The sequence below is a fragment of the Micromonospora sp. C31 genome, from assembly GCF_018070575.1.
GTDB lineage: Bacteria > Actinomycetota > Actinomycetes > Mycobacteriales > Micromonosporaceae > Micromonospora.
The window spans coordinates 1-18,171 of sequence record NZ_JAGPXN010000037.1 but is presented as its reverse complement, the minus strand read 5'-3'; the positions used below and the strand labels follow the sequence as shown (position 1 = coordinate 18,171).

Here is an 18,171-nt window from a genome sequence, read left to right as displayed (position 1 = left end):
CCACGCTCAAAACCTGGAAGATCCTGGCCAAGCTGCGCTGCTGCCCACGCCGAGCCACCGCGATCGTGCAGGCGATCCTCGTCCTGCACCGCACCGAATCCAACCGCTACGCAGGATGAAAAGGGCTCAGTTTGCGTCGTCCGGCCTTGCGCAGCCCGGCGGGGCCGCCGCAACGCGACAGCAGTTCCAGGACCGCCTTGTGGTGGCCGAGAACCCGTTCCAGGGCGGGGTGGATCTGCGTGAGCAGGCCACGGATTCGGTTGGACACGCGGGTCGCTTCGCCAGCGAGGTCGTCGTCGAAGCCGACCAGGACTTCCAGCTCGGCCAGAGGGGGGGTCTCGCCGGGGCGGGAAGTCGATCGGTAGGTACCGCCACGCGCAACCGGCACGCACCACGTACAGGTCGGCGTCGATGAAGGCCCGGCGGGCGTGCTTCTCCGGTCTGCCCATCCACTTCGGAGACGGCAGCATCGGCTCGATGATCTTCCACTCGGCATCGGTCAGGTCCGACGGGGTACCGCCGCACTCGATCCACATCTGTTTACCGACTGAGTCACGCTGATCGACCGGACTCGCTGTGCGACACGCCCGACCAACCCACATACCAAACGCGCCTGAGCGTCGATGAAACGAGCGCGACTGCGTAGGCGACCCACCACAGGCTGGCCAGCAGCACATGAACGGTGGGAGCGGTGAGGACCACGATCGCCACATTGACAGCGTTGTAGAACTCCAGCAGGTAAGGAGGGGCGCCCATCCGTTACCAACACCGACCGCATCGACTGCTCGGCAGCAGCGCGGCCCAGCCGGGCCCGGTCGGACTTACCTCCACGCCGCAGCACTCGCAGGACCGCCGGCTGGTCCGGCCCGCTGGGACGGCCAGGCGAACGACCAACCACCGCAGCAGTGGTGTGACAGAGAGACCGAGCAGGACCAGCTCAACCCTGCTGGGCACCTGAGGCACGCCGAGGCGCTGCGGCGCCGACAGCAGCGCCGGCCGGCTACTCATGCGCCGGGTCGACCAGGCGCATGATCTCGCTGTGGACCGAGCTGGCTGATCTCGTACCCGTCGGGGTAGCTCTTGGTTTTGATCCCGTCGGCGAACAACGGCGTTGTCCGTGGCGCCCCGAACCACCGCTGAAGCCGCGAGCGCGTCTTCAACGCCACGTGCAGGCCGGCCCGAACCGGCCACGCCGGTGCCTCGACCTGCATCGCGCGTCGGAGTGGTGCGTCGTACATGGCGCTGACCAACGCGTTACCCAGCGGGGCGAGGGGCTTGGGTATGCGGGTGAGCATCAGCATGCGGGTGGCCCGCTCGATGGCGGCCGCGTCGTCGTTGGGCTGCAGATGGGTGGCGTCGTAGGCGTCGAACGAGCTCTCGAACTCCTCGTAGGAGCCGGGAATGTCCGTGATGCGCATCCGCCGTCCGAGCTCGCGGTAGAACAGGTAGGTGGCGTGTCGCTCGTGGCAGCAGGGTTGGCGCCAGCCGTACTCCTGCAACCAGCGCGTCGGGATCACCACCAGGCAGCCCAGGACGTAGAGGAAGTCATCGTTCCCGATGTCGTGCGGCCGGTGGATCTGGTTGACGCGCCGCAACGCCTCCCGGCCACGAGGCTGCTCGAAGCCGTTGAGCACCATCTCGTACATCAGCAGGCCGGTGTCGTCGATCCGCTTCTGGGTGCGTTCGGTCAGCTCGCCCGTGGCGGTGTGCACGGCGGCGATGGCGGGGATGGAGAAGGATCGGTTGAAGGCGAGGTTGAGCCCGAGCTTCATGTCCCACGGGAACTCGTAGCGCAGCATCGTCTGGTAGATCACTAGGTAGTCGTGCTCGGGATCCATAGCGCGGGTGCGGGTCAGGTTTCCGTAGCGGCCTCTCATCGGCGGGCGTCTCCTGCCGTGGGGTGCGGGGAGTTTTCCGCGGTGAGCTGTTGGCTCGCGGCGAGTGTTTGAGCCACCACCGGCGATCGGGCGTAGGCGTCGGTGACGAGTGTCAGCCACGCGACCTCACCGGCGTAGCCGCCGTCCGGGCGGTGCAGCTCGTCTGCGGGTTGGGGGACTGCGGCCACGAGACCGGCGCGACGTCGACGCAGGGCACAGGCCAGATGTGCTGCCTCGACGGCTGCCCGTCGCTCATCCGTGGTCAGTCCCGCCTGCTCGGCGAACTGCTCGGCCAGTGCGGTCACGCCAACATCCAGGTATGGGCGAAGCGCCAGGCGTCCGTCGCGGATCTCGGCTACCCGGCGGGTCAGCGCGTAGTCGATGTCGCGGACGGCCGCGAGGGGGCGGCGCAGGCTCGGGTCGAGTTCGAGCTCGGGCAGGGCCGCGATGAGGTCCCGCCAGAGTGGTTCGAGCCGGCGGTACGAGTGGAAGTCCTCCCACCGCCGCGTAATCCTGAGGGTGGGTCCCCATGCCGGCATGGTGAGGCCGATCGTGATGAGCAACGCACCGATGGTCACGAGAACTGCGGCGATCTGCCGCTCGCCAGCCGGTTGGTAGCCGGCCCAGTAGGCGATGAGGTACGCGATCTTGTTGGTGCTGTAGAGCAACGCGAAGGCGGCACCAACTGCAGTGATGCGGAGGCCACGGCGCAGCCAGGGTCGTCCGCAGATCCGGGCAAAGCTCCAGCACAGCCGTGTGATGTCGAAGCAGTAGGCGAAGAAGCCAAGGAGCAGGAAGATCAGCAGGTAGGCGGTCACGACGGGATCCGTCGCGTACTCGACCGTCAGGAGCACCGGCTCGTCGTACGTGAGGGTGTAGACGAACAGGCCGGCCATGACGAGGAACGCGCACGCGGTGACCCAGACCCACCGACGGGTACGAGCGGCGGCCTTCGCCGGGGGGAGTGCGAGGTAGAGGAGCATGTTCTCGGCACTCGCCGAGATGGTCAGGGCGCCGGCATGAGAGAGGACCTTGGCCAGGTTGGGCAGGCCCGACACCCGGTCGATCTCGGTCGCGATCGGCGGGATCGCGACGGTGATCCCGGCGGCGAACGCCCCGAGGCCTATACAGATTGCGCGACGAGCTTGGCTGGGATGTCGGCGCTGGAGTCGCATCATGTACCCGAGTGCGAACCAGCCGGCTACCGCGCATACGGCGTAGAGGATTGTGTCCATCGACGCCCTACCAGTGGGGATGTTCGAGCGAGTGCCGCAGCCGGCCGTACAGCTCAGCCTGCAGGCCGTCCAGCGGTTCGTCGTCCACGTCGCCGCGCCCGCCACGGACCCGCCGCAGGAGCAGCGAGCCGATCATCTCGGCTTCGCGCTCCTCCGCAGCGGCGTAGTTGCTCCGGCCGAGGCTGCGCTGGACCAACTGCGGGTCGAGGTCCGGCAGCAGCAATCGGGAGGCGTCCGCGTCCAACACCTCAGTCGCCCGGTGGCCGGCGAGCAGGTGACCTACCTCGTGGCCAATGATCAGCAGCTGGTGCAGCGGCGAAGTGTCCTGCTCGAAGAAGATGGCGTCGAATTCCCCGGTCGGCACGCACATCCCGCATACCGTGTGCGCCGGGAGGCTGATCGGCACCAGGTGGATGGGCCGGCCACGCCGTTCGCCGAGCACGTCGCACAGCTTCCGGATGTCGAATGGCTCCGGCACCTCGAGCTCGGCCACGATCTGCTCGCAGCGTTTGCGTAGTCGGTGCAACTTCACGTCAGCGTTCCCCCGCTCGTCGGCGTACTGCCACCGAAGAATCTGCACAGTCAACTGCGATCGTCCGGCGCGGCACTGGTTGCGCCCTCGGCTACGGCCCGCAATCGGGCCACCATCTGCTCAATGAGCTGTGTGTCTCCCGCGGACAGGCCGTTGTCGGCGAGCACCTGGCGCAGCGCCACCTGCTTGACGTCCATCCGACGCAGCTCGCTGAGCAACGTGATCTGCTCCTGTATCCGCCGTGCGGCCGCGTCGTCAACGAAGTAGCCCGAGTTCACGCCGAAAGCGGACGCCAGAGCACGCACGTGCGAGGTACGGGGATCGCTGGCCACGCCACGGCGCAACTCTCCGATGTAGGCGGCGCTGATCGTGACACCGGTCTCGGCCGCCGTAGCGTTGATCTTGTCGGCGATCTCCTTGTTGGTGTACCTGCGCCCAGGCTCGTCGGAGTCGCTGAGCTCCTCGGAGGTCGGGCGAATCTTGTCGAACAGGTACTCCAACCTGGCAGCCAGCGTGTCAAGGGGCGGCAGTTCCTGCTCAACGTGCCGATCGTCGACCATGATTCTTCACCCTCCAGCGACTAAACAACAGTGTCGCAGATGCCAGCGCCAACAAAACAGATGTTGACACATGCACGGAACGTGAGCGTATGCTCGCTCCTGTTCGGAGCAACGCCTGTTGAGCGGTGACGTAAACCGCTAAACGTCTGTTGCGTGGCTCCTGCCTGATCTCGGCAGGGCCACCCGAACCGGGGGGAGTCGTCAGTGAGAGGGATCAGCTGGTGAGGGGCACGACCGGGGGGAGCTGTCCCGCGGCGCTCACCGACGCACTCGGCCATCGGCAGGGGCATCGGCACCTCTGCCCGGCCGCCGCTGATGAACGGGGGTCGCTGGGCCGCTTGGTTAGGGAACCACTCCCTGCCAGTGGCCCAGCGACAGTGGCTCTCGACGTCGGGGAAAAGAGGCGAACCCCTTGCGCAGTCCGCCACCGATGACAGTCGCAAGCGGACAACCAGTCTCGGTACGCCTCAGCGGTACGACCGAGTTGTCGGCTGGCCAGCGGGCTGAACGTTGACCAGCCGTCATCAGACGGCTGTGACCGCGCCGGTCATCAGAGAGGAGGCATCACCTTGATCGGCACCGCCAGCAGATCCTTCAGGGTTGGAGTTTGTTGTCTGGCCGCTTCGCTCCTTGGGGCAACGGGTTGCACGGGCGAGGAGCCTGCCGCCGAGCCGGACCCCACCTCGACGGCTGCAGCGGCTTCCCCGTCGCCGACGGCGAACGCGGAGGACGCCGAAGCCGGCGCGGCTGCTCTCACGGCCTACCGGAACTACGTACGGAGCTACGTCACCGCCTCGAACAAGGGTGACTACAACGCCAAGCTCGACAGGTTCGTGGCGGACCCGGCGTTGCTGACGGTGCGCCAGGACCTGCTGATCAAGTTTCAACAGGGACTTGTCACCAAGGGAGAGCCGGTCTCGACGCCCGTAGTGAGCAAGGCCGACACCAGTCGGCGTCCCTTCACCGCAGAGGTCGAGGACTGCTTCGACACCGGGAAGTGGGACGTGATCTCCAAGAAGACCGGCAAGTCGGTGCGCACCGAGGGCCAGGCCACGAGGTACGTGGTGATCGCCAAGGCCGAACTGTTCGACGACGGCCGGTGGCGCGTCCGGGAGGTCAACGCCCAACGGGAGAGGCGATGCTGAAGCGAAAGTCGGCCGCGGTCGCGGCCCTGATTCTGGCGGTCGGCAGCGGCACGCTGCTCGCACCCGGCGTGGCGTACGCCGACTATGAGCACTGCGACGCGCTGGGCAACTGCTACTGGGTGGTCGAGAAGCCGGGCACCGGTGGCGACAACGGCGGTGGTGGCGACAACGGCGGTGGTGGCGCCGGTAGGGGCTGCAGCTACGAAGGCCAGACCGTGCCGTGCGTCGTCGATGAGTTCGGCGTGTGGGACGGGTCCTGCTATGTGAAGCGGGTCCCGCCGCCGCCCGGTGGGCGGACTGACGGCTACTGGAGCATCCGCACGTGCGGTGTCTACGGCGGCATCCCTTCGCAGACCGCGGCAACTTGGTCGCCGGACCCGCCTGCCGGGATCCTGCCGTCCCACCAGGAGCTCGCGCAACGAGCCATCGCCCAGATGAACCTTGACGGTCCGAACATCGGGATCGCCCCGCAGAACAGCGGCGCCGGTCTGGTCGGACTGCCGATCTGGCTCTGGAACAGGGCGAGCCCCAGCACCTGGGGACCAATTACCCGGACGGCGGCAGTGCCCGGTCGGTCGGTCACGGCCACCGCTCGGGCTCAGAAGATCGTCTGGAGCATGGGTGACGGTAACTCCGTCACCTGCACCAAGCCCGGCACTCCGTTCCAGCCCTCCTATGGCAACAAGAGGTCGCCGGACTGCGGATACGACGGCTACCGCCACCCGAGCAGCACCCAGGCCGGAGGCCGCTACACCGTCACGGCCACCACGACATGGCTGATCACGTGGAGCGGCGGAGGCGGAAACACCGGCTCCCAGTCCATCGATCTGTCCTCCAGCACCACGATCGACATCGACGAACTGCAGGTGATCACGTCATGACCAGTGCGCCGACCAAGTCCACCCGTGCCGCCTCGCCGGTCGCTGCCCCGTACGCCATTCCCCGGGTCGCTCCGCAACGTCGCTGGCGGCCGGCGCTGGTCTGGCTGGCTGTGGCACTGGTCGCCGCCGGCGGGTTGATCGCGGCCGCGGTGCTGCGCAAGGTCGGCACGACGGCCGAGTACCTGGCGGTGAGCACCACGGTCGAGGTGGGCTCCGTCATCGACCGGTCGGACCTCAGCACGGTACGCATCACCGTCGACCCGGCACTCAAGCCGATCAGGGCCAGCGCCGCCGATCAGGTCATTGGCAGGTTCGCGGCCGTCGCGCTGGTGCCCGGCACCCTGCTGACGCAAGCGCAGCTAACCGACACGGCGGTACCGGGCCAGGGTCAGCAACTGGTCGGCCTCAGCCTGCCGCAGGAGCGCCTGCCCGCCGAGCGGGTGAAGCCAGGTGCCGAGGTGCTGCTCGTCGTGACCGCCGACGACGGTCCGGTCGCGAACCAGCAGCAGACCGCCGCGCCGATGAGCATCAAGGCCACCGTGGTGGACGTGCGTGCCGGAGCCAAGGAGGGCACCACGCTGCTCAACGTGGCCGTCGCTGAGCGCGATGGACCGCTCGTCGCCTCCCGTGCCGCAGCCGGCCGCATCGTCGTGGCACTGACCACGGGAAACTGACGTGGCGATCATCGCGATGGTCTCGGCCAAGGGCTCACCCGGCGTCACCAGCACCGCGCTCGCCTGCACCCTGTCCTGGAACGGACGTACGGTGCTGGCCGAATGCGACCCCGCCGGCGGCAGCATCCTGAGTGGCTACCTGTCCAGCATCGAGGTTCCACCCATCGGCTTGCTGCCGCTGGCCGCGGCGGCCCTCCGCGACCAGCTCGCCGACACCTTCGCCCACCAGCTCGTCGACCTCGACGCAGGAAATCCGGGTCAGCGGCTCGTCCTGCCCGGCATCAACGACCCGATCCAGGCGGGCACCATCCGACCGACCTGGGAGCAGCTGACGGAGTTCTTCGCTGGCCTGGAGCGCGGCGAGGCCGGCTACGACGTCATTGCCGACTGCGGCCGACTCTCCACCAGCGCCCCGCCGTGGCCGCTGTTGTTCCGCGCCGACCTGCTGCTGCTCGTGGTACGCGCGGCGACCCTGCGGACCATCGCCCCGGCCGCCGGGGCGGCGGAGATGCTACGGCGGGAGCTGACCCAGTACGGCCAGGGACCTGGCGCCCTCGGTCTGGCCCTGATCGGCGAGGGCCCCTACAGCCGGCGGGACATCGAACAGCGATTGCAGCTGCCCACCGTGATCGAACTTCCCGACGATCGGCGCACCGCCGAGGTGCTGAGCGACGGTGGCGGCCGGTTGCGCGGTAGCCAACGGTTGCTGCGATCCGCTGCCAGCGCCGAGCCGGCCGTACGTGCTGCGATCGCGCGGCGGCGCGCGCACCTGGCCCCTACAGCATCAAGGGAGAACAGCCGTGCCTGATGAGCGCCGACACAGCGACCCGACCTGGCCGGCAGCGTACGACCGGGTCGCCGCCAACCGCCATCGCTGGCCAACCAACAGCACCGCGGCCGCCGGGCCGGATCCCGGGCCGCCAGCGGTTGCTGAGCAGCCTGGGCGGGTGAGCATCGACTACGCGGCGGTGCGACTATTGCGCGCCCGGGTCAGCGCGGAACTCACCGTGGCGCTCCGGGAGACCCCCAACGTCTCCACCGATCACCGCCAGGCCGAAGCGGAGCGCATCGCCGCCCGGCTGGTCCGCGATCACGTGGACGCTCTGCACCAGGCCGGACGGCCGATCTCGCAGGCGGAGGAAGATGCGCTGCTCGACGCGGTCGCCGCCGACATGTTCGGCCTGGGCCGACTTCAGCAGCTGCTCGATCGTCCGGACATCGTCAACATCCACATCCTCGGCTGCGACAACGTGCGGATCGAGCACACCGACGGGCGGATCACGGTAGGCGAGCCGGTCGCCGAGACCGACAAGGAACTCATCGACATGTTCCAGGTCCTGGCGATGCGTGCCGGAGCAACCGAGCGCTCGCTGTCCTCGACCAAGCCGTGGCTCGACATGCAGCTGCCCGACGGCAGCCGCCTCACGGTCCTCATGCAGGTGTCGGTGCGTCCGTACGCGGCCATCCGCAGGCACACGCTCATGGACGTCAGCCTCGAGGACCTCCGCGACCGGTACGGCGCGATGGACGACCTGATCTGCCAGTTCCTCAAGGCGGCCATGGCTGCCGGCCTCAACATCATGGTGGCCGGACTGGCCGATGCCGGAAAGACCACCCTGCTACGCGGTCTGGCCCGGGAGATCCCGGATCGGGAGCAGTTCGTCACCCTGGAGGAGTCCCGCGAGCTCGGTCTGCACACCACCGGGCAGCATCGATGGGCGATGAGCCTCGAGTCCCGGGAAGGCCACGGATCCCGAGGCGCCGACGGCCGACCCGCCGGCGAGGTCACGATCATGGACATGATCCCGCTGACCCTGCGGATGTCCGTGCAGCGGATCATCGTCGGCGAGGTCCGTTCCCGGGAAATCGTGCCGATGCTGCAGGCCATGGCCACCAGCAAGGGTTCGCTCTGCACCATCCATGCCCGGCACCCCCGTGCCGTGATGGACCGCGTCATCGAGCTGGCACTGCAACACGGGCCCGAGATGACCGCCGAACTGGCGCGGCGGATGGCCGCTGGCGCCATCGACCTGATCGTGTACGTCAGCGTCGAGGACGAGACCAAGCTCGGCGGTCGCAAGCACCGCTTCGTCTCGGAAATCCTCGAGGTGGGCGGCATGAGCGGCGACCAGCTCGTCACCACCCAGGTCTTCGGACCGGGTCCGGACGGACGAGGCGTACCCCGGCACCTGCCGGAGCGGCTGCTCGCACCTCTACGGCGGGCCGGCTACGACCCCCGCCAACTCACCGGCTACATCCAGCAGGGGGAGCACAACCGCGGCGCCTGGACCACCCGCCTCGACACCGTGACGAGGCAGCCATGAGCCTGCTCGACCTCGCCGCCGTGCTGGCGGGCATGCTCGCCGCCTCCGGCGCGGTCGTCGGTGTCATCGGCGTCATGGGGACCACCCGGCCGCCCCGGCCACCGTCGGCAGTGCAGCAGCGGGCCCGCCGCTGGTGGACCGGTTCCGGACGCACGCGGCGGGAGCAACGCGCTCACCAAGTCAAGGTAGTGACGGCTGCCGCTGCCGGGGGCCTGACCTGGCTGCTGACCGGCTGGCCCGCCGCTGGGATGATCATCGGCATTGCCGTTCCCGGCGTACCGTGGCTGTTCGCCGCCGGTCGCGCCGAGAAGCAGGCCATCGCCCGGCTGGAGGCCGTGGAGGCCTGGACTCGCCGGTTGGCGGACATCGTCGCCCGGGGCATCGGCTTGCAGCAGGCGGTCGTCGCGACCGCGGCAACGGCGCCGCAGCTCATCGAACAGGAGGTACGCGACCTGGCGGCGCGGCTGCAGGGCAGCGGAGACCCGATCGCCGCCCTGCAGCAGATGGCCGACGACCTCGACGACTACACCGCCGACCAGGTCATCGCCCCGCTGATGCTGCACGTCACCGACCGTGGTGAAGGTCTGCACGAGGTGCTGACCGGGATCAGCCGGTCCATCGCCGCCGAGATCGAGATGCGCTCGACGGTCGACGCCAAGCGGGAGGGCCCGCGCTTCGCCGTTCGGTTCCTCACCGGCATGACCATCATGTTGCTGGCGTACGGGGTGATCAACCCGCACTACCTGCAGCCCTACGGCAGCGTGCTCGGGCAGCTCGTGCTGCTGTTCCTCGCCGGCCTGTACGTCGTGCTGATGACGTCGGTACGAAAGCTCAGCCTGCCGCCCAGGCGCGAGCGGCTGCTACCGCCGGTCGAGGCGCAGGCGCTGGGAGCGGCGGCATGAACAACGGCTACCTCACCGCCATGGTCGTCGCCGGCGCGATGACCGGCCTCGGGGTGTTCCTGCTGGTCGTACAGCTGATCCCCGCCCCGCCGGCGCTGGGTCCCGCGCTTCGACGGCTCCACCCGCTGACCACCGCGAGCAACTCGCCGGCCGGCATCAGCTGGCTGCGGCGCCGTCTCAGCGTGCCGCACGCCGACCTGCGGCTGCTGGACCGCAGCACCGACCAGTACTTCCTGACCCTGGGCCTGTCGGCGCTCTTCTGTCTCATCCTGCCGGCCCTCATCACCGTCGTCGTTGCGGTGCTGCGGCTGCCGATCCCCGTGTTCATCCCCGCGGGCGGGTCGCTCGCCGCCGCGCTCGCCGGAGCGGCGCTGGCTCACCGCGAAGTCGTATCCAAGGCTGCCGTCGCGCGGGCCGAGTTCACCCGGGCCATGTGCACCTACCTCGACCTCGCCGCCCACCAGGTCCTCGGTGGCCATGGCCCGGTGGAATCGCTCGACCGGGCAGCAAGTGTCTGTCACGGCTGGGTCTTCGCCCGCATCCGGGAAGCCCTGCTCAGCGCCCAGCTGCAGCTACGGCCACCGTGGGACGAACTGAAGGTTCTCGCCCGTGACATCGAGGTCATCGAGCTGGGCGACCTGGCAGACATCATGCGTACCGCTGGCAGCGAAGGTGCCAACGTCCACCAGACGCTGCGCGCCCGAGCCGACTCGATGCGGGACCGGATCCGCACCGAGGCCCTCGCCCAGGCAGAGCTTCGCACCAACAAGCTCGACATCCCCGCTGCGGCGCTGATCCTCGTGCTCCTCGTCCTCATCGGCTACCCGTTCATGGCCCGCCTGTTCGTCCGCTGACCACCCACCCACGGAGGGAACGCCATGCACACCATCCACGCCGTCATCGCCCACCTGGTAACCAACTGGCAGCGCATGACCGATCCAGCTGAGGCCGAGCGAGGCGACAGCCCCGTTGGCACCGCCGTCATCACCGCGATCCTCGTCGCCGGTGCCGTCGTCGTTGCCGGGGCGATCGTCGCCGTCGCCAACGGCTGGGTCGCCCTCATCCCGACGCAGCCGTGATCCAGGCAGAGCCCACCGTCCGCCCGCGCCCCGCCGGACGCTGGCGGACGGGCCGCTACCTCAGCGACCGTGGTAGCTCGCCGGTGGAGTTCGCCGTCATAGCGCTGCCGATGATCCTGCTGACCTTCGCCGTCGTCCAGACGGGGCTGGTCTTCTTCGCCCAGTCCATCGCGCTGGGCGCTGCCACCCAGGGGGTCAACGCCGCCCGGGGTTACCAGGCGACTGCCGCAACTGGCGAAGCGCGGGCCACCAGCTTCCTGTCCGCCGCCGGGGCTGGCCTGGAGAACGAACAGGTCGTCGTCACCCGGACCGCAACGGAGGCGCGGGTGACGGTTACCGGCCGAGCGATCACAGTGCTACCCGGGTTCAGCTGGACGATCACCAAGTCCGCGCACGGCCCCGTCGAACGGCCCACCACGCCATGAACACCATATGGGTCCAGGGTCAGCGCGGCTCGGTGAGCATCGAGATGGCGGTGGTAACGCCGGCCATCCTGGCGCTGATCGCCGGCGCTGTCATCGGTGGCCGGGTCAACATCGCCCGCCAGGCGCTCGAAGCGGCTGCCTACGACGCCGCCCGCACCGCCTCCCTGGCACGTACCGCTGGCGAGGCGAACGAGCAGGCGCTGGCCGCCGCCAACTCCACCCTCGATGCCCAAGGGCTGAGCTGTACCGGCCTGGACGTCACGGTTTCCGCCGCAGGCTTCGGCGTTCCTGTCGGACAACCGGCGACCGTTACCGCCCGGGTCAGCTGCACCGCGACCTTCTCCGACGTCGCACTGCCCGGCATGCCCGGCACCGTGCCGCTCATCGCATCCTTCACCAGCCCTTTGGACACCTACCGGAGCAGAGCATGACCGCGCTCAGCCGCCGGCTGGGCGACGACGACGGTCGGGTCACCATCTGGTTCGCCGTCCTCGCGCCGGCATTCCTCGCCTTGATCGGCCTCGTCGTCGACGGCGGCGCCAAGGTACGGGCCTACCAACGCGCGGACAACATCGCCGCCGAAGCGGCCCGCGCTGGCGGACAGGCCATCAAGGCCGGGCAGGCCATCGACGGTGGCACCAAGGAGATCGACCCCTCGGTCGCAGCCACCGCCGTCCAGGCCTACCTCGACGACCTCGACGGAGTCACGGGCACCGTCACCGTCGACGGCGCCCAGCAACTCACCGTCACAGTCACCGTCCCCTACAACCCGATCCTGCTCGACCTGTTCGGCGGGGGAGTAGGCACGACGGCCACCGGCCGGGCGACCGCGACCCTGATCGCTCAATAGCAGCCCGCGAAGGAGCAACCGTGGCACGCACCGCACCCACAACCGGCCGTGGTCGGCAGGTCCTCGCCGGCATCGGCGCCCTCGCCGTGGTCGCGCTGGTCGTCGCCCTGCCGGTTCTCCTCGTCTGGGCCGCCGGCAATCCGTTGCCCGGGATCGGCGGTTGGCTCACCGCACTCGCCGACGATCCGGGCACCGCCGCCGACCAGATCTGGCAGGCGCTGACCAGCCGGGACGACGGAGACCTGTTCCTGCAGACGTTGGCGCTGATCGGCTGGGTCGCGGCGGTCCTGGCCGCGTGGACCTGGGTCACATTCCTGGCCGCACTGGTCGTGGAGACCGTCGCGCAACTGCGGGGACGACGGCGCGGGCGGGTCCCGCGCAACACTGCCCGGATCCCTGGGACGCGCTTGCAGCATCGAGTTGCAGCGGCGCTGGTGGCTGCCGTCCTCGGGGCGCTCGCCGCGCCGGCCCTGGCATCGGCCGCGGTGCCCGCCGCCATCGCCAGCCCTGCCATGGTCGCCCCCAGCCACTCGAGTGCAGAGAAGGCGGCACCGCGTACGGCCGCACCGACGCAAGCCCCGGCCGCCACCGGGTACCTGGAGCACTCGGTGGAGCGCGGGGAGAACCTGCTCGACATCGCCGAGCGCTACAACGTGTCCTGGCAGCGCCTGGCCGAGGCCAACCAGGGTCTTTCGCAGCCGGACGGGCGGAGCCTTCAACCAGGCAACACCCGGATCTACGCGGGCTGGACCCTGCGGATTCCAGTGGTCACCTCCCCGGCCGCCAGCACCACGTCGGCGCAGGTGCCGCCCGCAAGGACCGGGCCACTGGTCTACGAGGTGGCGCGGGGCGACTGGCTGGCCGGCGTCGCCGAGCGCTTCCTCGGTGACGCCGACCGTTACTCCGAGATCGCGGCGATCAACCCGAGTCTCGAGCGGCGTGACCACCGATTCCCGCACCACATCGAGCGCGGATGGCGCATCGCCCTGCCCCAGGATGCCCGCGATCGTGGCCCCGCTGACCACGCCCAAGGCCGGATCGTGGCCGGCGAACGCACCCAGGCGGCCCCGAGTGCTCCCAACGGCGACGACCGGCCGACGGTGCCTCGCCCACCAACCGGCGACGAGAGCCAGCAGGGTTTACCCGCCCCACCGGTGCCGACTCCGGCAACGCCGGATCGCCCGAGCGAGTCCCCTGCCGTAACTCCATCCGCCTCGGCCAGTCCGCCGAGGGCGTCCGAACCGCCGGCTACGGCACGCCCGACCGACGGCCCAGCCACCTCGGTATCGGACCATCGCTCCGATCAGCCAGCGGAGGACAGCGACAGCGATGTCGACGAGGCGATCGTCCTGGGCTCGCTTGCCGGCGCTGGACTGCTCTCCGCACTGCTGCTTACCGCAGTGATTCGTCGCCGAAGCCGGCAACGTCAGCACCGTCGGCCCGGCCGCCGGCTCCCGCACCCCCGCGGCGGCGCCACGGAACGAGCGCTACGCGTGGCCGAGCAGCCGGCAGACGTCGACCGGCTGGACCTCGCCCTGCGCAGTTTGGCCGCCGCGCTGGCCGAGCGGGAACAGCCCCTGCCGGACATCGCCGCCGCGTGGATCGTCGACCAGGCCGTCACGGTCGTGCTCACCGAGCCCGGCCCAGAGCCGCCCGCACCCTGGATCGACGACCGCGGGCACTGGACCCTGCCAGGAGACGCCAGCGTGCCCGCCGTCACCGAGCAGTTGGCGCCGCTGCCCACCCTCGTCGCCGTAGGGTCCCAGCCCGGTCGGCACCTGCTGCTCGACCTCGAACGCCTCGGAAGCCTCACCCTCGTCGGCGACCGCGAGCGCACCCTCGCGCTGCTGCGTTACCTCGCCTGCGAACTGGCCTGCAACGCCTGGTCCGACGACGTCGAGGTCATCGTCACCGGCTTTCCGGCGCAGGAGACCGAACTGCTGATCTCCCTCAACCCGGACCGGGTGCGCGTGGTCCCGTCGGTCGGTGAGGCCGCGACGCGGTTGCGGCGCCGCGCCGCAGCGGTGACAGCAGCCCTCAACGCGTCTGGAGCAGCCGACACCTTCGCCGGTCGCATTACCGACCTCGGCGAGGCGTGGGCGCCTCAGGTGCTACTCGTCGCCGATCCGGACGAAGGCGACCTCGGCGTGCTCGACGAGCTCGGAAAGGAGCTGCGAGACACGGGCCGGTGCGCCGTCGCCGTGGCGAGCACGACCAAGGCCCGCGCGACCGCTGGGCCGAACACCGCCATCATCGACGAGGACGGCCTGCTACACCTCGCCCTGCCGTTCCTCCTCGTCGAGGGCAAAGCGGCAGGACTACCCGTACGGGAGCTGGAGCCGCTCGCCGAGATCATGGCGCAGGCGCGGGCTGCCACGGACGAGCGGACCCCGCCGGCCGCCGAGCCGGAAGCGTGGGCGGACGGCACCGACGCCGCCGGCTCGGTGCTCGATCTGTTCACTGCGGGCGAGCCCTCGACGGCAGCGGGATCCGAGGACGTAGAGGCCAATACGTCGGCTCCGCCGGATCCCATCGTCGCTGTGCCCCGCATCGAGCGCACCCGTGCGGTCGCCACCGTTCCACCACGCGAGGTCACCGCCGCGATTCGCCAGCGTCGCCGCCAAGCCGACCCGCAGCTTGATTCGGACCTACGGGCCTGGCGCGAGCAGGACAAGACCCGTCCCCGCATCAGCGTCCTCGGGGCAGTCGCGGTCGAGGCGCCCGGCCCGGTGCCCGACCAGCGCCGCCGATTCCACGCGGAACTCATCGTCTACCTGGCTCAACGCGGTGCCCGCGGAGCATCCGCCGAGCAGCTCACCGACGCGTTGTGGCCCGATCAGCAGGTCAAGGACGCCAGCCGCCGGGTCGCCATCACCCGGGCCCGTCGTTGGCTCGGAGAGACCCCGGACGGCACCGCCTGGTTGCCCGAGATGGGGCCCGACCGGCTCTACCGGCTGGAGTCGGGCTACCTGCTGGACTGGCACCTGTTCCGTCGGCTGCGAAGCCGGGGCGAAAGTCGTGGCGCTGCCGGAGTCAAGGATCTACGAGCCGCGTTGGAGCTCGTACGGGGCGTACCACTCGACGGGGCCGAGCGCGCGTACGCGGCCGGCGCCCGCAACCCCTTCACCTGGTTGCCCGAGTCCGACATCTACCCGGGTCATCTCACTTCCGCGATCGTGGACACCGCCCACGAACTCGCCGAGTTCTACCTCGACGCCGGTGATTCCACCGGCGCGCGCTGGGCCGTACAGCAAGCCTGGCTGGCCGATCCGGAGCGTGGCGACGACGGGCCCTGGCACGACATCATGCAAGTTGCCCACGCCGAGGGACACACCGCAGAACTGCGCAATCTCCTGGGGGAGTTGATGCGGGTCCGCGAGGCCGAAGTGCCCGAGGACCTGGCACCGGTCACGTACGCCCTGCTGCGCGAGCTCCTGCCGGATCTGCTCGCTGCCAGCAGCAGCACCGGATAGTCGAATGCGCAAACCGACCGATGGTCGCGGCGGACCGAGACCGCGAACCGAATGTTGCACCACCGAACGAACGGAGTGAACGGCCTTGCTGACATCGAATGAAGCTGGCGGCATGGAGTACATCGAGGCAACGAGGAGGGTTGGCGCTGGCCTGACTGAGGGTGCAGACGACGCCACTGCGGCAGCAGGCGTCCAGCTGGCGATCGAGGCGTGGAAGTGCCTGGCCGGAACCGACCTCGCCTGGGACCACTGCGGCCTGGAGTTGCTCGACATCCGGGCCAGGCTCTACTCGGAATACGACGACGTGGTCGTGGACGCTGCGGCGCCAGTTCGCGATGATGCCGAGACCCGGCTGGCCGTGACGACGTTGCTGGAGCAACTCGCGCGGTACCACGAGCGTCTGGCCGTCGACGATCACGACGACCTGGCTCGGCGGCTCAGCCACGACGCCAGCGCCCAGCAGCTACGGCGTGCGGCGGCGGCCCTGGCATGACCGTTGGCCACTGGTACCGAGAGGCGTACCAGGCCCTGCGTGTGGCCGCTACGGCAATGGCACAGCGGCCCGCCGACAACGCGGCCGACATCAACGCCGCCGTCATCGCCAGGTCTGCCGTCTACGCGCAGTTGGCCCGAGCGACCGAACTGCTGGTCGGCGCCCGCCCGGCGGCGGAGGTACCGGATCGGGCCGGCGCCTCTACCATCCTGAGGCGACGCGGGCAGCGGCTGACCCAGCTCTACGTCGGGCTTCGGGCTGCCACGATCGTCGACCGGCAGTTTCCGCCGTCTCCCGCCGCAGTGACCGCCGAACCGGCGCGTTCGCTGCTCCGGGCTGCGGACGCAGTCGCCGTGATCGGTGACATCCTCGCCAGCCACGTTCCGCCAGGGCAGGGACCCCGAACACCGGAAGGGCTCGCGATTCGAGCCGGCGGGGGTGTCCAGTCGGGTATCGCCGAGATCGCCAGGCTCACCTCGAACGCGGTCATCGTCGACATCGCGCTGCCCGGATGGCTCAACCACGGGCGCGGACACCTGGCCGAGATCTACCGCCCGGCGGCGGAGACCGCCAGGTGGACCGCCAGCAGCGGCCTGGGGGGAATCGCCCGGGAACTGATCGCCGCGGGGCGAGGGCAGCCACCGTTGGATGGACTCGACATCGCCCGCTCCCCGCTGAATCCCGCGCCCAGCGTCCGTACCGTCGACGATGCGGTCGCTGCCATGGCCGCCGCGCGGAGCTCGATGTGGCAGGACCCGGGGCAGGTGACCGGAGCTCATCTGCAGCTTGGAACCCAGCTCGGCCTGGCCGTGCACATCCTGATCAGCGGCGGTGCCCCGAGGATGGTGGGCGGTTGGCGACAGGCGGCCATCGCGGCTGCCGACCTGCGGGCCACCCCGCTGGTCGGTGCGGGCCGCGACGCTGCCGCTGAGCTGACCGAAGTCCTGCGCTGGGCGCGGACACAAGCAGCCGTCGGCAGTGACGGGCACGCGCAGCTGCGCGACAGGCAGGTCGTACGCCTCAGCTCCGAGCTTCCGTTCCTGGCAGCCACCCTCCACCGGGGGCTGTCCGCTGCCCTTCAGCGAGGCGAACTGTTCGTCAAAGCCGAAATGCCCTTGGCACGTCCCGCCGGTTCGCTCATCTTCCGTGCCGCCAAGCGATGGCGGTCGGCCGTCAGCGATGACGATGTGGTGCAGGACTTGAACCGTGGGCTGGCGCAGCGGCAGCAGCCAGACAACGACGGTAGAGGGACCGTGGCGCGGGCCTTTCCTCGCCCTCCGCGACCGAGAGCTTCGATGGCCCAGACACCGACCCGAGCAGCCGATGTAGTGCCGGGACAAGGTCGCCGCCGAACGCGATGATGCCCAAGAAGCGCTTCGTGTCGGGTGGGTGACCGCGCGCCATGAATTCATTGACGCTGTTGATCTCTGTCCAGTACGGTTCGTGTTCGCAAAAGAGCCGAACGACGTTCAACGGGGGAACATGAGCGGCTTCCACGTGGATCCAGCCGGCCTGAACGGGCTGTACAACGTGCTGCACCGGGCATCCGGCGACGTCGGCGACACGCTCACGTACGTGCAGCGTCATTGTGACCTGAGAGGGTGGTTCGGGAGGCTTTGTCTGATGTGGGTTTGACGGTTCGTTAGCGGCCCTGGTGGGGGCTACGCGGACGTCGCCGGCGGGGCGAGGGTGAACAGTCCGGCCTCGGGTTCGGTGAGGAT

General features: G+C 69.5%; 18 protein-coding genes and 3 pseudogenes. 15 read left to right on the top strand and 6 right to left on the bottom strand.

The genetic code is table 11. The features are described from left to right. Nucleotides 1-119, top strand: a pseudogene (locus KBX06_RS27030) (IS5/IS1182 family transposase); the annotation flags it as partial. A 5-nt stretch (nucleotides 120-124) separates the two neighbouring features. On the opposite strand, the pseudogene KBX06_RS27025 reads toward KBX06_RS27030, so the two are convergent. The 6 genes and pseudogenes from KBX06_RS27025 to KBX06_RS27000 form a co-directional block, all read right to left on the bottom strand. Continuing rightward, a pseudogene (locus KBX06_RS27025) lies at nucleotides 125-328 on the bottom strand (IS110 family transposase); the annotation flags it as partial. Between the two features lie 10 nt (nucleotides 329-338). Beyond that, nucleotides 339-536, bottom strand: a pseudogene (locus tag KBX06_RS28170) (transposase); the annotation flags it as partial. A 468-nt stretch (nucleotides 537-1,004) separates the two neighbouring features. Further along, nucleotides 1,005-1,877: an oxygenase MpaB family protein gene (locus tag KBX06_RS27015; RefSeq protein WP_210839852.1), complete on the bottom strand. Its 873-nt coding sequence runs from the start codon at nucleotides 1,875-1,877 to the stop codon at nucleotides 1,005-1,007. Then, nucleotides 1,874-3,112: an MAB_1171c family putative transporter gene (locus tag KBX06_RS27010; RefSeq protein ID WP_210839851.1), complete on the bottom strand. Its 1,239-nt coding sequence runs from the start codon at nucleotides 3,110-3,112 to the stop codon at nucleotides 1,874-1,876. The genes KBX06_RS27015 and KBX06_RS27010 overlap by 4 nt, the downstream gene beginning before the upstream one ends. Nucleotides 3,113-3,119: 7 nt before the next feature. Further along, nucleotides 3,120-3,644, bottom strand: coding sequence for an ImmA/IrrE family metallo-endopeptidase (locus KBX06_RS27005; protein WP_307854776.1), 525 nt, complete (start codon nucleotides 3,642-3,644; stop codon nucleotides 3,120-3,122). A 50-nt stretch (nucleotides 3,645-3,694) separates the two neighbouring features. After that, nucleotides 3,695-4,204, bottom strand: coding sequence for a hypothetical protein (locus tag KBX06_RS27000; RefSeq protein ID WP_210839850.1), 510 nt, complete (start codon nucleotides 4,202-4,204; stop codon nucleotides 3,695-3,697). 569 nt (nucleotides 4,205-4,773) lie between these two features. Between KBX06_RS27000 and KBX06_RS26995 the strand changes: the two genes are divergently transcribed. From KBX06_RS26995 to KBX06_RS26930, 14 genes are all read left to right on the top strand, one after another. Then, nucleotides 4,774-5,349 carry a hypothetical protein gene (locus KBX06_RS26995; protein ID WP_210839849.1) on the top strand — a complete coding sequence of 192 codons (576 nt, stop codon included), beginning with the start codon at nucleotides 4,774-4,776 and terminating at the stop codon, nucleotides 5,347-5,349. Next, nucleotides 5,343-6,230 (top strand): hypothetical protein, encoded by an 888-nt coding sequence (locus KBX06_RS26990; RefSeq protein ID WP_210839847.1) that lies wholly within the window; start codon nucleotides 5,343-5,345, stop codon nucleotides 6,228-6,230. The genes KBX06_RS26995 and KBX06_RS26990 overlap by 7 nt, the downstream gene beginning before the upstream one ends. Further along, nucleotides 6,227-6,904 (top strand): SAF domain-containing protein, encoded by a 678-nt coding sequence (locus KBX06_RS26985; RefSeq protein WP_210839846.1) that lies wholly within the window; start codon nucleotides 6,227-6,229, stop codon nucleotides 6,902-6,904. Before KBX06_RS26990 ends, KBX06_RS26985 begins: the two co-directional genes overlap by 4 nt. 1 nt (nucleotide 6,905) lies before the next feature. Next, nucleotides 6,906-7,712 carry a ParA family protein gene (locus KBX06_RS26980; protein WP_210839844.1) on the top strand — a complete coding sequence of 269 codons (807 nt, stop codon included), beginning with the start codon at nucleotides 6,906-6,908 and terminating at the stop codon, nucleotides 7,710-7,712. Next, nucleotides 7,705-9,228 carry an ATPase, T2SS/T4P/T4SS family gene (locus KBX06_RS26975; protein WP_210839843.1) on the top strand — a complete coding sequence of 508 codons (1,524 nt, stop codon included), beginning with the start codon at nucleotides 7,705-7,707 and terminating at the stop codon, nucleotides 9,226-9,228. The genes KBX06_RS26980 and KBX06_RS26975 overlap by 8 nt, the downstream gene beginning before the upstream one ends. After that, nucleotides 9,225-10,130: a type II secretion system F family protein gene (locus KBX06_RS26970; RefSeq protein ID WP_210839842.1), complete on the top strand. Its 906-nt coding sequence runs from the start codon at nucleotides 9,225-9,227 to the stop codon at nucleotides 10,128-10,130. Before KBX06_RS26975 ends, KBX06_RS26970 begins: the two co-directional genes overlap by 4 nt. Next, entirely contained in the window at nucleotides 10,127-10,984 is an 858-nt protein-coding gene (locus KBX06_RS26965) for a type II secretion system F family protein (protein WP_210839841.1), read from the top strand. The genes KBX06_RS26970 and KBX06_RS26965 overlap by 4 nt, the downstream gene beginning before the upstream one ends. A 24-nt stretch (nucleotides 10,985-11,008) precedes the next feature. Continuing rightward, on the top strand, nucleotides 11,009-11,209 hold the full coding sequence (locus KBX06_RS26960; protein ID WP_210839854.1) for a hypothetical protein: 201 nt from the start codon (nucleotides 11,009-11,011) through the stop codon (nucleotides 11,207-11,209). A gap of 83 nt (nucleotides 11,210-11,292) precedes the next feature. Next, on the top strand, nucleotides 11,293-11,634 hold the full coding sequence (locus KBX06_RS26955) for a TadE/TadG family type IV pilus assembly protein (RefSeq protein ID WP_210839840.1): 342 nt from the start codon (nucleotides 11,293-11,295) through the stop codon (nucleotides 11,632-11,634). Beyond that, nucleotides 11,631-12,065, top strand: a complete 435-nt coding sequence (locus KBX06_RS26950) for a TadE/TadG family type IV pilus assembly protein (protein WP_210839839.1) — start codon at nucleotides 11,631-11,633, stop codon at nucleotides 12,063-12,065. Before KBX06_RS26955 ends, KBX06_RS26950 begins: the two co-directional genes overlap by 4 nt. After that, entirely contained in the window at nucleotides 12,062-12,484 is a 423-nt protein-coding gene (locus KBX06_RS26945) for a TadE/TadG family type IV pilus assembly protein (RefSeq protein WP_210839837.1), read from the top strand. The genes KBX06_RS26950 and KBX06_RS26945 overlap by 4 nt, the downstream gene beginning before the upstream one ends. 20 nt (nucleotides 12,485-12,504) lie before the next feature. Then, nucleotides 12,505-15,957 carry a LysM peptidoglycan-binding domain-containing protein gene (locus KBX06_RS26940; RefSeq protein WP_210839835.1) on the top strand — a complete coding sequence of 1,151 codons (3,453 nt, stop codon included), beginning with the start codon at nucleotides 12,505-12,507 and terminating at the stop codon, nucleotides 15,955-15,957. Between the two features lie 112 nt (nucleotides 15,958-16,069). Next, a complete protein-coding gene (locus KBX06_RS26935; RefSeq protein WP_210839833.1) occupies nucleotides 16,070-16,450 on the top strand; it encodes a hypothetical protein in 381 nt (126 codons plus the stop codon). Beyond that, nucleotides 16,447-17,811, top strand: a complete 1,365-nt coding sequence (locus tag KBX06_RS26930; protein WP_210839831.1) for a hypothetical protein — start codon at nucleotides 16,447-16,449, stop codon at nucleotides 17,809-17,811. Before KBX06_RS26935 ends, KBX06_RS26930 begins: the two co-directional genes overlap by 4 nt. The last annotated feature ends 360 nt before the right edge of the window (nucleotides 17,812-18,171 follow it).

Excerpts from the sequence above, each read along its gene's own strand:
- KBX06_RS27015 (WP_210839852.1), bottom strand. The coding sequence starts at position 1,877 with ATGAGAGGCCGCTACGGAAACCTGACCCGCACCCGCGCTATGGATCCC.
- KBX06_RS27010 (WP_210839851.1), bottom strand. The coding sequence starts at position 3,112 with ATGGACACAATCCTCTACGCCGTATGCGCGGTAGCCGGCTGGTTCGCA.
- KBX06_RS27000 (WP_210839850.1), bottom strand. The coding sequence starts at position 4,204 with ATGGTCGACGATCGGCACGTTGAGCAGGAACTGCCGCCCCTTGACACG.
- KBX06_RS26990 (WP_210839847.1), top strand. The coding sequence starts at position 5,343 with ATGCTGAAGCGAAAGTCGGCCGCGGTCGCGGCCCTGATTCTGGCGGTC.
- KBX06_RS26985 (WP_210839846.1), top strand. The coding sequence starts at position 6,227 with ATGACCAGTGCGCCGACCAAGTCCACCCGTGCCGCCTCGCCGGTCGCT.
- KBX06_RS26970 (WP_210839842.1), top strand. The coding sequence starts at position 9,225 with ATGAGCCTGCTCGACCTCGCCGCCGTGCTGGCGGGCATGCTCGCCGCC.
- KBX06_RS26965 (WP_210839841.1), top strand. The coding sequence starts at position 10,127 with ATGAACAACGGCTACCTCACCGCCATGGTCGTCGCCGGCGCGATGACC.
- KBX06_RS26960 (WP_210839854.1), top strand. The coding sequence starts at position 11,009 with ATGCACACCATCCACGCCGTCATCGCCCACCTGGTAACCAACTGGCAG.
- KBX06_RS26950 (WP_210839839.1), top strand. The coding sequence starts at position 11,631 with ATGAACACCATATGGGTCCAGGGTCAGCGCGGCTCGGTGAGCATCGAG.
- KBX06_RS26945 (WP_210839837.1), top strand. The coding sequence starts at position 12,062 with ATGACCGCGCTCAGCCGCCGGCTGGGCGACGACGACGGTCGGGTCACC.
- KBX06_RS26935 (WP_210839833.1), top strand. The coding sequence starts at position 16,070 with ATGGAGTACATCGAGGCAACGAGGAGGGTTGGCGCTGGCCTGACTGAG.
- KBX06_RS26930 (WP_210839831.1), top strand. The coding sequence starts at position 16,447 with ATGACCGTTGGCCACTGGTACCGAGAGGCGTACCAGGCCCTGCGTGTG.